The sequence below is a fragment of the Gordonia alkaliphila genome (assembly GCF_023017165.1).
Lineage (GTDB): Bacteria > Actinomycetota > Actinomycetes > Mycobacteriales > Mycobacteriaceae > Gordonia > Gordonia alkaliphila.
On sequence record NZ_JALKBW010000001.1, the window covers coordinates 3,500,537 to 3,514,820 of the forward strand.

At 68.5% G+C, this 14,284-nt stretch carries 13 protein-coding genes; 3 read left to right on the plus strand and 10 right to left on the minus strand.

Annotated elements, in window-relative coordinates; translation table 11 throughout:
- The first annotated feature begins 45 nt into the window (after positions 1-45).
- Positions 46-621, plus strand: a complete 576-nt coding sequence (locus tag MUG78_RS16035; protein ID WP_246996493.1) for a helix-turn-helix domain-containing protein — start codon at positions 46-48, stop codon at positions 619-621.
- Positions 618-2,957, plus strand: a complete 2,340-nt coding sequence (treY, locus tag MUG78_RS16040; protein WP_246996495.1) for a malto-oligosyltrehalose synthase — start codon at positions 618-620, stop codon at positions 2,955-2,957. The genes MUG78_RS16035 and treY overlap by 4 nt, the downstream gene beginning before the upstream one ends.
- A gap of 15 nt (positions 2,958-2,972) precedes the next feature.
- Here treY and MUG78_RS16045 read toward each other — a convergent pair whose 3' ends face one another.
- From MUG78_RS16045 to MUG78_RS16090, 10 genes are all read right to left on the minus strand, one after another.
- Positions 2,973-3,728: a hypothetical protein gene (locus tag MUG78_RS16045; protein WP_246996497.1), complete on the minus strand. Its 756-nt coding sequence runs from the start codon at positions 3,726-3,728 to the stop codon at positions 2,973-2,975.
- A 47-nt stretch (positions 3,729-3,775) separates the two neighbouring features.
- The gene (locus tag MUG78_RS16050) at positions 3,776-4,933 is read right to left on the minus strand and encodes an MlaD family protein (protein ID WP_246996499.1); all 1,158 of its coding nucleotides are present in this window, start codon (positions 4,931-4,933) and stop codon (positions 3,776-3,778) included.
- On the minus strand, positions 4,933-6,039 hold the full coding sequence (locus MUG78_RS16055; RefSeq protein ID WP_246996502.1) for an MlaD family protein: 1,107 nt from the start codon (positions 6,037-6,039) through the stop codon (positions 4,933-4,935). Before MUG78_RS16055 ends, MUG78_RS16050 begins: the two co-directional genes overlap by 1 nt.
- Complete coding sequence (locus MUG78_RS16060) at positions 6,036-7,160, minus strand: MCE family protein (protein ID WP_372493265.1); 1,125 nt, start codon at positions 7,158-7,160, stop codon at positions 6,036-6,038. Before MUG78_RS16060 ends, MUG78_RS16055 begins: the two co-directional genes overlap by 4 nt.
- Positions 7,154-8,146, minus strand: coding sequence for an MCE family protein (locus MUG78_RS16065; protein WP_246996505.1), 993 nt, complete (start codon positions 8,144-8,146; stop codon positions 7,154-7,156). The genes MUG78_RS16060 and MUG78_RS16065 overlap by 7 nt, the downstream gene beginning before the upstream one ends.
- The gene (locus MUG78_RS16070) at positions 8,146-9,183 is read right to left on the minus strand and encodes an MlaD family protein (RefSeq protein WP_246996507.1); all 1,038 of its coding nucleotides are present in this window, start codon (positions 9,181-9,183) and stop codon (positions 8,146-8,148) included. The genes MUG78_RS16065 and MUG78_RS16070 overlap by 1 nt, the downstream gene beginning before the upstream one ends.
- Positions 9,180-10,511, minus strand: coding sequence for an MlaD family protein (locus MUG78_RS16075; protein WP_246996509.1), 1,332 nt, complete (start codon positions 10,509-10,511; stop codon positions 9,180-9,182). Before MUG78_RS16075 ends, MUG78_RS16070 begins: the two co-directional genes overlap by 4 nt.
- A 6-nt stretch (positions 10,512-10,517) precedes the next feature.
- The gene (locus MUG78_RS16080) at positions 10,518-11,384 is read right to left on the minus strand and encodes an ABC transporter permease (protein ID WP_246996511.1); all 867 of its coding nucleotides are present in this window, start codon (positions 11,382-11,384) and stop codon (positions 10,518-10,520) included.
- A gap of 1 nt (position 11,385) precedes the next feature.
- Positions 11,386-12,222 carry an MlaE family ABC transporter permease gene (locus tag MUG78_RS16085; RefSeq protein ID WP_246997135.1) on the minus strand — a complete coding sequence of 279 codons (837 nt, stop codon included), beginning with the start codon at positions 12,220-12,222 and terminating at the stop codon, positions 11,386-11,388.
- 337 nt (positions 12,223-12,559) lie between these two features.
- On the minus strand, positions 12,560-13,441 hold the full coding sequence (locus MUG78_RS16090) for a DnaB-like helicase C-terminal domain-containing protein (protein ID WP_246996513.1): 882 nt from the start codon (positions 13,439-13,441) through the stop codon (positions 12,560-12,562).
- A 129-nt stretch (positions 13,442-13,570) separates the two neighbouring features.
- Here MUG78_RS16090 and MUG78_RS16095 point away from each other — a divergent pair, with 129 nt between their 5' ends.
- Positions 13,571-14,284: an 8-oxoguanine DNA glycosylase OGG fold protein gene (locus tag MUG78_RS16095; RefSeq protein ID WP_246996515.1), complete on the plus strand. Its 714-nt coding sequence runs from the start codon at positions 13,571-13,573 to the stop codon at positions 14,282-14,284.

The window sequence follows — 14,284 nt, forward strand, 5'->3', positions numbered from 1 at the left end:
CCCTGAACGCTGTACAGGAGGTGCCGCACCGATAAGGTGAGCCATGTGAGCACCACGCGAGGCGACATCCTCGATGCCGCACGCGGCATCCTCGCCCAGCACAGCCTGGCGGACCTGACCATGCGGCGACTGGCCACCGAAGTGGGCGTCCGCCCCAACGCGTTGTACTGGCATTTCGCCGACAAGCAGACGATGCTGGCGGCACTGGCCGACGATCTGCTGGCCGACGTGCACGACGACGACGCTCTCGCCTGGGACGACGCCCTGGCGGCCGCGGCGCACAACCTGCGCACCGCCCTGCTCGCCGTGCCCGACAGCGCCGAAGTGGTGTCCTCCGCGTGGGCCTCGGGCCTGGCGACCGACGACCTCGCCGGTCGCCTCGCCAACCGCGCCGCCCGCGGCGGTCTGCCGGCGACGGCGGCCCGCGGCGTCGCGACCGCCCTCTGTCAGCTGATCGTCGGCCTGACGATCGAGGAGCAGACCCGCGCGCAGATGGAGCGCCTCGGCGCCACCGGTCCGTCGCAGCGCGACTTCGACGACGAGTTCGCCCAGGCCCTCGCCGTGATCCTCACCGGCGCGCGCGCCGTCCGGCCCGTCGACACGCCAGCGGCCGCCCCGTGAGCGCGCCGGACGGCGACCTGTACGAGCCGATCGCCACCTACCGGGTGCAGCTCACGCCGGACTTCGCGTTCGCCGAAGTGGTCGGGATCCTCGATCAGCTCGTGGAGCTGGGCATCTCGCACCTGTACCTGTCGCCGATCCTGCGCGCGATGCCCGGCTCCACCCACGGCTACGACTGGACGCCGCCCACGCAGATCTCCCCCGAGCTCGGCGGCCTCGACGGGTTCCGCCTGCTGCGCGCGCACGCCCGCGCCGTCGGCATCGGCCTCCTCGTCGACATCGTGCCGAACCACGTCGGGATCGGCGTTCCCACTCAGAACGCCTGGTGGGCCGACGTGCTGCGGCACGGCCTCGGCTCGCCGTTCCTCGACTACTTCGACATCCTGCCGGTGACCCACGAGGGCCGGGACGACGTGATCCTGCTGCCCTACCTCGGGAGCGAGAGCGACCTCGCGGACGTCACCGTCGACGAGGACGCCAACCTGCGCCTCCACGAGTGGGTACTCCCCACCACACCCGGTTCCGCCGAACCCGACGACGACCCGCTCGAGGTCCTCGCACGCCAGCACTACCGGCTGGTGCCGTCCACCTACAGCCTCCTGAGCTACCGCCGCTTCCTCGACATCGGCGAGCTCGCCGCCCTGCGCCCCGAGGTGCCCGAAGTCTTCGAAGCCACCCACGGCTGGCTGCGCTACCTGGCGAACGAGGACCTGATCGACGGGCTGCGCGTGGACCACCTCGACGGGCTCCGCGATCCGCGAGGCTATCTCCGGCGGCTCCGCGACCTGATCGGCCCGGACCGTCTGCTGTACGTGGAGAAGGCCCTCGCGATCGGCGAGGACCTCGACCCGGAGCTGCCGGTCGACGGCACCACCGGCTACGACCAGCTGCAACGGATCGAAGCCGTGTTCACCGCGCCGCAGGGCATCATCGAGCTCGACGAGATCTACCTCTGGGTCACCGGCCAGCACGGCGACGGCGATCATCTCCGCGCGGAGGCCCGGCAACTGCGCGACGAGACCCTGCGCAGCCGCTTTCCCACGCGCCTGCGCATGGCCAGCGCGGCGGTGGCCCTCGCCGCACCGTCGGTACCGGACTACGTGGTGGAGCAGGCGGTGGCCGCCTTCGCCGTCACGATCGACGTCAGTCGCGCCGACTACCCGCACCTGCGGCCCCGCGTGCTCGCCGCCATCGAGGAGGCACGCGCCGGGCTGCCGTCGGCCGACGCCGGGTTCGACGCGTTGGCCACCGCGTTCACGCACCCCGAGGACTTTCCCGAGGCCGTCTTCCGGGTCAGCGAGCTCAGTGCGGCTGTCACGGCCACCGCGATCGAGAAGGTCGGCTTCCACCGCACCGCACGCCTGGTCTCCACGCAGGAACTCGGCGCCAGTCCGCGGCATCCGACGATCAGCCGGTCCGCCTTCCACGAACAGAATCAGCGGCGGGCCCGCACCTGGCCGCGCGCGCTGACCGCCACCACCACCCACGACACCAAGCGCAGCGGCGACGTCCGTGCCCGCATCGCGGTGATCGCCCAGGTGCCGCAGCGCTGGAACATGCTGGTCCGGCAGATCTGGGCCGACTACCCGCCGCCGCACCCGCGCACGGCGTACCTGCTGCTGCAGAACCTCGTCGGCATGTGGCCGGAAGCGGGCCTGCCCGATGCCGACCTGCACGGGCGGTTGACCGCCTACGCGGCCACAGCGATGCGGGAGGCGGCCGTCATCTCGTCGTGGTCCGCACCGAATCCGGAGGCCGAGCAGCAGACGCAGGACTGGCTGACCGGGCTGCTGACCGGTCCGGCGGCCGCGGTGATCGGCGATTTCGTGGCGTTGATCGCCGCCACCGGCCGCGCCGAGTCGCTCTCCCGCACCGCCATCGCCCTGCTGGGGCCCGGCGTCGGCGACCTCTACCAGGGCGCTCAGTGGTGGGACGATGCGCTGACCGACCCGGACAATCGTCGACCGGTGGACTACTCCCGCGACCTCGAGCACCCCAAGGCCCGTCTGATCATCGACGCGCTCGCCGTACGACGCCGTCACCGCGCGGCATTCGGGGGCGACGGCGACTACCGCGACGTGGTGGTCCGGGGGCGACGCGCCCGGCACGTGCTCGCCTTCAGCCGCAGCGCAGGCGAGGCCGATCCCTCCGTGGTGGTGGTGGCCACTCGGCTACTGCAGACCTTCGCGCCCGGCGCCGACCGCACCCATGCCGTCGTCGATCTGCCCGGCGGAACCTGGCGCGACGTGCGCAGCGGGTGCGAACACTCCGGTGCGGTCCGCGCCGACGTGCTCCTGGAGGACCGGCCGGTGGCCATCCTCGAACGCGTCCGCTGAGGCGGCCCGACCCGATCAGCCCGCGGGCTGACCTTCCTGAGGTGCGGGTGCGGGTGCTGGCGCGGGCGCCGGCTGGCCCGAGGACTCGCTGATGCCGGGCTGCACGATCATCCGGCCGACCAGCCACTTGCCGTCCTGCTTGGTCAGATCCAGCTGCAGCAGCACCACCTGCTGCCCGCCGGCCGGCAGCGTCGGGCTGGTCCCGGTCAGCGTGGCCGCGACCACGGTGGTCGCCGACGTGTCGGTGAACGACTCCACCGTCGCCGAATTGACCTCCACCTTCAAGTTGGAGAACTTGCCCTCGTCGAAGAACTGCACGGTGCTGCCGGCATCGGCCTCGACCCGCTCGCGCGCCTCGCCGGTGGTCAGCGGCACCACCACCGCCTTGATCTTCTCCGGAGTGGTCCCCGCGGCCATCATCGATTCGAAGTAGGTGGTGACGAACGACGACGCCGCCGACTTCGAGTCGTCGAAGGCGCTGAGCGTGCGCGACTTGGCCGTCACCTGCCACGACAGCACCGCGATCGCGACGACCGCGGCCACCGCGACCAGGGCCAGACCGGCGGCCCGGAGGGCGCGCGCGGAGATCGTGAACTCACGACCGCCGGACGCGGCCGGGGCCGCCGACTCGGCGCGCCGGGCCGCCTTGGCCGCCACCCCGCTGTCCTTGGTGCCGCCGTCCTTAGTGCCGCTGTCTTTAGTGCCGCTGTCTTTCGCGGGAGCGTCCGTGGTCACGTCCGAGGCATCTTCTGCCGGGGAATCCGAGCTCATACGTCCTTCATCATCTCGTTGATCACTGCTTGCGGTGGCGGGCGCGCTCAATTCAGCGGCACCGTACGACTGTTCGGATCGTAGCCGGGCGGCGGGTTGGCGGTGTCGTCCCCCTTCGGCCGCGGGGCGTTGATCGATCCACGTCGCTGCTGGTTCGGATCATCGGTGACGCAGTACAGGTTGGTCGGCACCGATGCCTCCATAATCTTGGTGGGGCGCGTGGGCGTCACCTGGTAGTCGCAGTACGGACGCGGATAGATCGACGCCATGGCCCACCATGCGCCGTGGTGGAACATCTTCTGCGACTGCACCGAGCCGTCCCGGATCGATGGGAACAGCACCGCGAGCGTCGGCGCCCGCAGCGCGCCCTGCTGGGCGACGTCGATGAACTGCGCCAGCACGTCGGTGATCGGGTCGGTGATGGTGTCCAGGGATCCGGTCAGACTGACCAGTCGGCTCGATCCGGTGCCCATCAGCGTGCGCAGTTCGGCATCGGCCTCGACCGCAGCGTCGATCACCGAGCCGAGCCCGTCGACCAGGCGGCCGAAGTCCGGCTGCACGTCGGCGGTGGTCTCCATGATGGTGCCGACGTTCTGAATCAACGCCGTGGTCTGCGGCATCACCTTGTACAGCTGCGCGAAGATCACGCCGCCGGAGGAGAAGATCGAACGCAGCTGGTTCGGCTGGTCGTCGTTCAGCGCGATGGTGAGTTCGCCGAGCGCCGACGACAGCTTGTCGGTGTCGATCTGCGCGATCAGGTCCAGGCTCGATTCGAGCACGCCGGAGAAGGGTGCGGTCACGTCGGTCTGGGCGGTCTCGATGACGGCACCGTCGCTCAGGAACGGTCCGTCGTCGGTGGTCGGGACGATGTCGACGTACTGCTCGCCGGCGGCCGACAGGCCCAACGCCGAGAACGTGGCGTTCCGATTGATCCGGTAGTCGTCGTTCAGGCTGAGTCGTACGTTCACCGTGCGGGGCGTCACCTGAATGTCTTCGACGTCGCCGATCTCGACGCCGCGCAGCGTCACCTTCGAGGTGTTCTGCAGGCCGCCGGAGATCGGGAACTTCACCGTCACCTCGTAGCGGCCCTGCCAGGGCCGCCAGCTCAGCGAGACGAAGGCCAGGTAGGCCAGCGCCAGCACCATCACCAGGGCGAGGGCGAGGTTGCCCAGCAGCATGGAGTGTTTCCGCAGGAAGGCCATCATCAGTTCGGCGCCCCGTTCGTTCCGTTGAGCCGCGCCAGCACGACGGCCAGCGTCTGCTGCAGACTTTCCAGACCGCCCTGCAGATCCTGGAGCTCGGGGAACCGCGACGCCGCGTCGAAGCCGACGCCCGGGGTGAGCCAGTACAGCTTGGTCGCCACCGTGGCGGCGCTGCCCGGCGTCGAGTTCTGCCACTTCGGGTTCAGCTCGAACAGACGCTGCATCAGCGGCCCCAGTTGCGGGGCCGTCTTCTCGAGAGCGACGGCGGCCGTGCTGAGGTGGGTGAACAGGCTGATCAGGTCGTCCTGCCGCTGGTTGAGGAAGTCGGTGGTCGCCCCGGTCACCACGTTGGACTTGTTGAGCGTGTCCAGGATGAGGCCGAGTTCACCATTGATCGCGTTGATCGCCGGCGGCAGCTTGTTCACCGCGGCGGCGATCTGGTTGCGGCCCGCCGCCAGGTCGGCGGTGAGGGTACGCGTGGTGGCCATCGCCGTGTCGACCTCCGCCGAGTTCGCGTTGAACCGGCTGATCGCGGTGGTGAAACCGTTGATCGCGCCCTGCAGCTCGATGTACTTGGTGTCACCGGACAGGGCCGTCGACAGTTCGGTGAAGATCTGCTGCAGCGCGCCGACCGAGCCGGAGTCCACCTGCGCGGTCATGCTGATGAGCAGATCCTCCACCGTGGCGGCGGCCGACGTCGGACCGGTCAGGGTCTCACCGTTCGTCATCGTGCCCCCGGTCGGGTCGACCGGCGGGTTCAGTGCGACGAAGACGTCGCCGAGCGGCGTCGCCTGCCGCAGTTCGGCACCGGTGCCGACCGGGATCGACGAGCTGGTCGAGACCTTCATGGTGACCACCGCGCGGTAGTCCTTGGCGACGATGTCGGAGACCACGCCCACGTCGGTGCCGCCCAACCGCACCTTGGCCTGCGCGGGCAGGTTGAGGGCGTTGTCGAAGACGGCCTTGAGTTCGATGGTGTCGCCCAGCGAACCCGGTGCGGGCAGCGGAATCTGTTCGACGGTGATGCCGGGTACCGCGCCGCAGGCGGTGAGGCTGACGACGGTGGCCAACGAGACCGCACCCATCGCGATCTTCTTCATCGAGGTCATTTCTTGCTCAACTCCAGCAGGCCCGAGTAGATGCCCAGGTCCGGACCGAAGTCGCCGAGCTGGCCGGTGCGGCAACCGTTCTTCTGCAGGTTGATCGCCTCGCAGAAGCGGGACAGCAGTTCGTTGTCGATGAGCGACTTGTCCAGGAGCACCTGCGCGCGCCACGCGCCCTGCTCGGCGGAGATGGAGTTCGCGAGGTTCTGGAACAGCAGCGGCCCCATGTCGATGGTGTCGACGAGTTGCCGCGAGTAGTCCGACAGGTTCGACGCCAACGACGCCAGCCCGGTCATCGACGACGACACGTTCCCCGCGTTGCCCTCCAGGAATTCGGCCGTGTTCTGCAGGGCCGCGTTTACATTGTCGAGGGTGGCCTGCAGGCCGACGCTCTGTTCGCCGAGCATCTCCGACACCGTGGTCACCGAGTCCGACAGCGCCAGCATCTTGGGGTAGTTCGCGGTCAGCGTGCTGGTCAGCTCGCTGATGTTGCGCAGGATCTGCCCGATGCCGTCGGCGTTGTTCGCGCCGAGCTTGCCCGCCTTCTCCAGCGCGGCCAGCGCCTCCCGCAGCCGTTCGCCGTTGCCGTCGGCCACGCCGGACGCGATGTCGACGAGGTCGGCGATCGGCTGTTCCCCGCCGGGCTCGCCCTTGAGGTTCTCCACCAGCGCGTCGATCGAGTCGAACAGCGTGCCGATCTCCACCGGCGACGCGGTGTTCGCCACGGTGCCGCCGGCCGCCAGCTTCTCCCCGCCGGTGTACACCGGGGTCAGCTCGATGTGCCGGGTGGTGACGATCGACGTGTTGACGATCGCGGCGGTCGCATCCTTGGGGATCGCGATGTCGCTGTCGACCGCCAGCTCCACCTTGACGCGCGTGCCCTCCGGGTGGAGGGAGACGACGCGACCGACCGGCATGCCGAGCACCGCGACGTCGTTGCCCTCGTACAGGCCGGCCGCGCTGTCGAAGTAGGCCGTGTAGGTCTGCGCCGCGCCCACGGCCGTCTGCAGGCCGGTCGGGACCAGCGAGCAGGCGCTCAACGTGAGCCCGCCCACCGCCGCCAATGCCGCCGCCGCCAAGGCCGGCGTGCGTTTGAAGCCCGTCACGCGCTTGTTCCCCCTCAACATCCGTCCACCACCCGCGCCTTGCACAGCCAGTTGTCCGGGAAGATGCCCCACGGCAGGTAGCCGTTGGCGTACGGCCCGTCACCGGTGAGGTTGCTGATCGACCGCGCCGTCACCGGCAGGATGTCGAGCATGTTCCGCAGGTTGTCGCGGTTCTTCTCCAGGCCCTGCGAGATGGTCGTCAAGTTCGCCATCAACGGCGCGAACTGGCCCTGGTTGGCGTCGGCGAGCAGTTCGGCCTGCGCCGTGAGATCGGCGAGGCCGTCGAGCAGCCGCGTCACCAACGCCTCGCGCGCGGTGATCTTGCCCGCCAGCTGCGCACCCTGTCCGACGATGATCGACAGTTCGTGCTGGCTCCCGGCCACCTGGTCGGTGACCGTCTCGGTGTCCTTGATGAGCTGATTGATCTGGTCGGTCCGGTTGTTGATCACGTCGGACATCCGGGTCAACGCGTCCAGCGTCGGTTCGGCGATCGCCGGGACGCCGTCGAGTTGCTTGTTGAGGCCGCGGAGGCTGGCCGCGAGCTGCGCGTCGTCGATCCCCTCCAGGATCGGGACCCCCGCCTCCAGCGTCTTCTGCAGGTCGTAGGGCACCTCGGTGTTCGGGACCACGCCGTCCGGAGCGGGCCCGGCGCCGTTGCCCATGTCGACCTCGACGAACCGCTGGCCGAGGAGCGTCGACAGTTTGATGGTCGCGACGCCGTTGTCGGTGATCTGCACGTCGTCATCGACCCGGAAGGTCACCTCGACGTGGTCGCCGGCGAGTGCGGTGCCGGTCACCTCACCCTTGTCGATGCCGGCCACCCGCACCTTGTCGCCGGGACGGATCCCGCCGGCGTTGGTGAAGTTCGCGGTGTAGGTGGTCTTGCCGATGCCGAGTTCGCTGAACCCGACGATGGCCACGAGCAGCGCGATGATGGTCACCGAGCCGATCAGGCCGTACCAGAGCAGGCGACGTTCGCCCCAGGAGTGACGCAGTTTCTTCCTCATCAGCGGCACACCACCGAATGCTGGGTGCCGCCGATCTGCCGGAGCAGGCCGGGCGGAAGGAAGACGTTGCCGATGGAGATGTCCAGTTCGCAGGCGTAGATGTTCAAGTAGGCTCCCTGGCTCATCACCATCGGGAAGTGGACGAGGAACTCGGGCAGCACCTTGGCGCCGCGGTCCAGGGTGGGGCCGATCGCGATCAGCTTGCTGGTGGCGTTGCGCGCGGCGGTGCCTGCCGTCTCCAAGGAGGCCTGGCTGTCGCCGATCACCGTGCCGAGGCCTTGCGCCGTGCGGCCGATGAGCTGCACCGACTTGCCGAAGGCTGCGGAGTTCCCGTTGAGGCCCTCCACGAGCTGGGCGGTGTTGTCGATCAGCTGCTGCACCTGGTCGCCTTGCGAGGCCAGTTCGCGCATCACCACCGACAGGTTGGTGATGATGGCGCCGAGCATCTCGTCGCGGTCGGCCATGTCGTCGGCCACCTGGCCGATCTGGGTGAGCGTGTTGCTCAGCGAGATCTGATCGCCCTCCTGGAAGGTGTTGATCAGGCTCATGGTGAGGCCGTTGACCTGCTCCGGGGTCAGGGTGTCGAAGACCGGCTGGAAGCCGGCGAGCAGGCGGGTCACATCGAACGAGTCGACGCCGTCCTGCTTGAGCGCGCTGCCCTTCCCGAGCGGCGCGCCGGGGGCGTCGCCGACCAGACTCAGCGCCACGTACCGCTGACCGATGAGGTTCTGGTAGCGGATCGCAGCCTGCGTGTTGTCGTAGATCCTCTGGTCGGTGAGGACGTCGAAGCCGACGCGGGCCTGCCCGTTCTCCAAGTCGATCGATTCGACACGACCCACGCGGACACCGGCCATGCGCACGTCGTCGCCGACGGCGAGGCCGGACGCGTCGTGGAAGACGGTGGAGTAATCGCCGGTCGGACCGTCGAGGGTCCGCTCCAGGGTCGACCAGATCAGGTAGGTCATGAACAGCGCTGCGAGCGCGAACGCGGTGAAACCGATGAGCGGTTTACGAATGCTGGCCGACGGCTGGCTCACTTGGCTCCTCCCTGCGGTGCGGTTGCGGACGGCCCCGGAACGGGCGTGACGCCGGAGACCAGCGGTCCGAGCATCAGCGATTCGGCCGCGGTGGGCTTGCGGCCCAGTGCCGCCGCGATGGTCTTCTCATCGTGGGCGGTGGTGACCTTGCCGGACACCGTGCGCCGCTGCAGGCCCTCCTCCGGGTAGATCATCAGCGGACCGGACATGGTGGGGCCGGTGCCGGTGCCCGGGCCGATGCAGCCGGGGCCGCGGAGCTGGCCGTACGGCCCACCGTCGTACACCGGGCAGTTCTGGCGGCCGTAACGTTCGAACGGGCTGAAGCTGATACCGAGGTTCAGCTGCACCTTGCCGTTGGTGCCGGTGAACACGCCGAGGACCCGGCCGGCGAGCACGTACAGTTCGCGCACGGCCTGCGGCATGGCGTCGGGCTGCAGCATGAGGGCGCCGATGGTGGTGTTCAGGTCGCCGACGAGCCGGATACCGCCGTCGCCGTTCTTGGCGAACATCGTCTGCGTCTGGTCGAGCAGACCCTGCCCGGCCGACAGCAGCGCCGTCAGGTTCCGCTGATTCTCCGCGATCGTCATGGCCGGGACCACGCTGCGGCCCAGTGCGTCGAGCAGTTCCGGCGTCGACTTCGCCAGCCCGCCGAGCGCGGCGTTGTAATTGTCGAAGCCCGACGGCGCACCCGCCGGGAACTGGGCGTTGAGCTCGCGGAAGTAGCCGTCGAGCACCGGCAGGAAGGTCTTGAAGGTCGCGCCGCCGCCGCGCAGTGCGTCGGCGATGTTGCCGAGCACCATGCCCAGGTCCTCCGGCGGCACCGCCTTGAGCAGGTCGCGCAGATCGTTCTGCGCGTCCTGCAAACGGATGGTGTCGGCACTGGTGTCGGCGGGGATCGTCGCACCGCTCGTCAGATGCGACGACGACGGATCGGCCGGCTGGATCAGCTCCACCGAGTTCACGCCGAACAGGTTCGCCGGAACCGTGCGCGCGGTGGTGTTGGTGGGAATGCCCTCGGCCTGCTTTGGCAGGAGTTCGATGTTGACGCGCTTGAGCGGCCCCGCCGCACCGTCGTGGACCGTGCGGACGGCCTCGACGCTGGCGACCGCGCCGACGATGAAGCCGTTGTACCGGACGTCGGCGCCGGGGATCAGGCCGTCGCCCACGTCGGTCATCTCCGCGACCACGTCGGTCCGGCTGTCGAAGGTGCCCTGGTACCGCATGACCAGCAGCGCGAGCACCACGATGCACACCGCCAGAAAGGCGACGCCCCGCCACAGGTACTGGCCGACCGACGGGTCGCGGCCTCCGGTATCCACTCGAACCATGGTCAGTTACCCCGAAATCTTGATGCCCGACGTGGTGCCCCAGAACACCAGCGTCATGATCAGGTTGGCGAAGACGATCGTGATGATCGCCAGGCGGATCGCGTGGCCGGCGGCCACGCCGACACCTTCCGGACCGCCCGAGGCGAAGTAGCCGTAGTAGCACTGGATGAACGTGGTCAGCAGCACGAACACGATCACCTTCAAGAAGGAGAACAGCACGTCCGTGGACAGCATGAACTGCTGGAAGTAGTGCAGGTAGGTGCCGACGCCCTGGCCGCTCTGCACCTGGAACATCACCTGCGCGGCGATGTAGTTCGCGGCCAGCGCGATCGCGTACAGCGGGACGATCGACATCACGGCGGCCGCCATGCGGGTGGTCACCAGGTACGGCAGCGGCCGGATCGCGATCGCCTCGAGCGCGTCGATCTCCTCGCTGATCCGCATCGATCCGAGCTGCGCGGTGAACCGACAGCCGGACTGCGCGGTGAACGCGGTCGCCGCCAGCAGCGGGGCGATCTCGCGGGTCGTCGCGAACGCCGACAGTGCGCCGGTGATCGGTTCCATGCCCAGCAGGTTCAGCGCGGTGTAACCCTCGATGCCGACCGTGGCGCCGCCCATGATGCCCAGGATCACCATGACGCCGACGGTGCCGCCGCCGACGACGATGGCGCCGTTGCCCCACGCCACATCGGACAGCAGCCGCCAGACCTCTTTCTGGTAGTGCCGGAAGGTGATCGGCGCCAGCCCGATGGACTTGACCAGGAAGGTGATCAGGTGGCCCATAGAGACCAGGCCGTCGCGCGGGACGGTCCACAGCTTCTTGAGACCGACGAGCGGCCGCAGGACCGGCGCGGTATACCGCGAAGCGGTCATGTCACACCACCTTCGCCGGGACCACGAGGGCGAAGAGCTGCGTCAGCACCACATTCACCGTGAAGAGCAGGATCACCGAGTTGACCACCGCCGCGTTCACCGAGTTGGCCACACCGGCGGGGCCGCCGCTGGTGGTGAGGCCGCGGTCGCAGGCCACCACCGCCACGATGGCGCCGAAGATCACGGCTTTCACCAACGCGAAGACCAGGTCGGAGGTGCCGGCGAAGGACGCGAACGTGCCCGTGTAACTGCCCGGTGTGCCGCCCTGGAAGTACACGTTGAACAGGTAGCCGGTGATGAAGCCGACGAAGCAGACGAAGCCGCAGAGCAGGAAGCTGACCACCATGGTGGCGAGCAGGCGCGGGGAGATGAGGCGTTCGATGGGATTGACGCCCATCACCTTCATGGCGTCGATCTCGTCGCGGATGGTGCGGGAGCCGAGGTCGGCGGCGATCGCCGAGCCGATCGCGCCCGCCATGATCAACGCGGTGACCAGGGGCGCGCCCTGGCGGATCACGCCGAGGCCGGTCGCGGCGCCGGCGAACGACGTGGCACCGATCTGCCCGGCGATGTTGGACACCTGGATGGAGACGATCACCCCGATGGGGATCGCGACCAGCAGTGTCGGGAAGACCGACGTCGACGCCATGAATCCGCACTGGCGGACGAACTCGGCGAACGGAAAGCGCCCCTTGGCCAGGTCGGTGACCAGAACCTTGAATACTTCGACGAACATCGCCAACTGGCGGCCGAAGGTCTCGAACGACTTGGTGATGTGTTCGCGCCACCACTTGCCGAAGCCGGTGTCGGACCATCCGCGCCGAGAGTGCGCTGGCATCTCACCCGCGCCGACCGTATCTGTGGCCACTCCCCCGCCTTCACCCATCGTCGTGACCGCACGCGTGCCGTCCACCCCGTAACTGACTCGTGGGTAGCAATATACATAGATCAGACGGAAAGATGTGTGCACGATCACGTTTCAGATGCACTGTGAAATAGACGGTCCTCGGTCCGCCTACCTTCCCTGTATTACTAAGCGCTCGTTTGTCGGCGTGGGCGCTGGTCCACGGCCTGTTTCCGCACGTCGCGACCCCTTTCCCGGGTCGCAACCGCGAGCTCGGTCAGCGACACGCGGAGGGCGTCGCGACACGCGGAAACAGGTCTGCCGCGCGGGTCTAGCGGAAGGAGACGAAGCGCGCGAGGTGTAGCTGGTGCGCGAAGGTCACCGTGGTCGGCACATGGCGGTGCGGACCGCGCGCGACGACGACGTCGGTCTCGCCCGATCGCGGGTCGTTCGCGTCCCACAGGTCGGGGCGGTAGAGCAGCAGGAGCGAGTCCGCGAGCTGCGCCGCCGGACCGAGCGCGGCGCGGTGCGCCATCGAATGGTCCGCCGAATTGGGGTATTCGCCTGTTCCCATGATCGGCAGGTCGGCCACCACGATGATCACCCGGTCCGCGTCCAGCGCGAGCACCCGCAGGTGGCGGAGCAGGTCCGCCATCTCGTCCGAGGCCAGCGGCGGACTCAGCGGGAAGCGCCAGTCGTCGTCGACGACGCCGATCAGGTTGAGGCAGTCGATCACCAGGAGGTCGTCCTCGTCGACTTGCAGGCTGTGGATGGCCCGTTCGAGGACGGCCTCACGGGTACGGACGTCCGTCTGCCGAATCGTCAGCCTTCCGTCGAACACCCGCTCCACCGCGGCCCTCCGCTCGGCAGCGGTGTCGTGGTGGATCTCGGTGACACGCACGCCGGTCTGACCGGCGATCGCCTCGCGCTGCACATCGGCCGCGCGCGAGCCCACCGCCAGATACCCCGCAGTCAGGCCCTGCTCGGCGGCCGCGTGACCCGCGATCTGGCGGGCCAGCATCGCCGCCCCGGCTCCCCCGTGGCCGGCGATGACCGTCAGCGAACCCCGGCGGAGTCCACCGCCGAGCGCGTCGTCGATCTCGGCGAGCCCGGTCCGGATCAGGTCGTCGCCCGCCGGCATCACGTCCTCCTCGCCGGTGATCAGCCCCGCCTCGATCAGGACCTCCACCGCGCCTTCAACCGCACGTTCCACCGCGCCACCTCTCGTCACCCCGCCGTGCGAGTACTATGTCACGGGGGTACGACAGCGCCGCTGTGTCGCCGTGCACAGCCGCTTCTTGTCCGGAACCGGTGTTACGGGGACTCGAGCCGAGGAGCGCTAGTGGTAGCCAACCAACCGAACGTGCCGGACGTGCTCGCCGAACTGCTGAGTGCTCCACCGATTCAGCAGCGAGCCTTTCCGTGGAAACTGAACAAATGGCGGGGCAAGTTTCACGACAGGTCCGACGTCGTCGATCTCCTCGAGCGCTTGCCCGACAGGGTCGACCGCGAGACGATTCGGCAGGCGGTGCACAGCGAACTCGCCGACGGCCGAGTACTTCCCGCATTCGTGGCTGCGATGGTGTGGGGGTACGGGACCAGCGGATACGGTCCGACCCGGGTCCGTTGGATGCTGACCGGACTCCAACAGGGTGCCGCTACCGCCCCCGTCCGTGAGGACGTCGTCGACCGACTTCGAATCGCGGCCGCCAAGGTCACCTCGAGTGGGGACGACAGCACGTCTGGACCTGTCGAAGGATTCCGCTACCTCACGAACGAAGGCCACATCAAGCAACTCGGCCCCGCGTTCTTCACCAAGTGGCTCTACTTCGCGTCAGCGCACACCGGCATCGAATCCCCGGAAGCGGCGCCCATCCTGGATTCGTTGGTGCAGCAGTGGCTCGCGGATCCGGAGAACGCCGGGTTGATTCTGACCCCCTATCGGACCCCGGACTACACGCGCTACCTCGAGTTGCTGCGGGATTGGGGAGCACCGTTCGGCCGAACTCCCGCACAGGTGGAGACTGCGATCTTCGAGTTGGCGCGCAACGCATAG

Coding starts and splice junctions, on each gene's coding strand:
- MUG78_RS16045 (WP_246996497.1), bottom strand. CDS start 3,728: ATGAGCTCGGATTCCCCGGCAGAAGATGCCTCGGACGTGACCACGGAC.
- MUG78_RS16050 (WP_246996499.1), bottom strand. CDS start 4,933: ATGATGGCCTTCCTGCGGAAACACTCCATGCTGCTGGGCAACCTCGCC.
- MUG78_RS16055 (WP_246996502.1), bottom strand. CDS start 6,039: ATGACCTCGATGAAGAAGATCGCGATGGGTGCGGTCTCGTTGGCCACC.
- MUG78_RS16060 (WP_372493265.1), bottom strand. CDS start 7,160: ATGTTGAGGGGGAACAAGCGCGTGACGGGCTTCAAACGCACGCCGGCC.
- MUG78_RS16065 (WP_246996505.1), bottom strand. CDS start 8,146: ATGAGGAAGAAACTGCGTCACTCCTGGGGCGAACGTCGCCTGCTCTGG.
- MUG78_RS16075 (WP_246996509.1), bottom strand. CDS start 10,511: ATGGTTCGAGTGGATACCGGAGGCCGCGACCCGTCGGTCGGCCAGTAC.
- MUG78_RS16080 (WP_246996511.1), bottom strand. CDS start 11,384: ATGACCGCTTCGCGGTATACCGCGCCGGTCCTGCGGCCGCTCGTCGGT.
- MUG78_RS16085 (WP_246997135.1), bottom strand. CDS start 12,222: ATGCCAGCGCACTCTCGGCGCGGATGGTCCGACACCGGCTTCGGCAAG.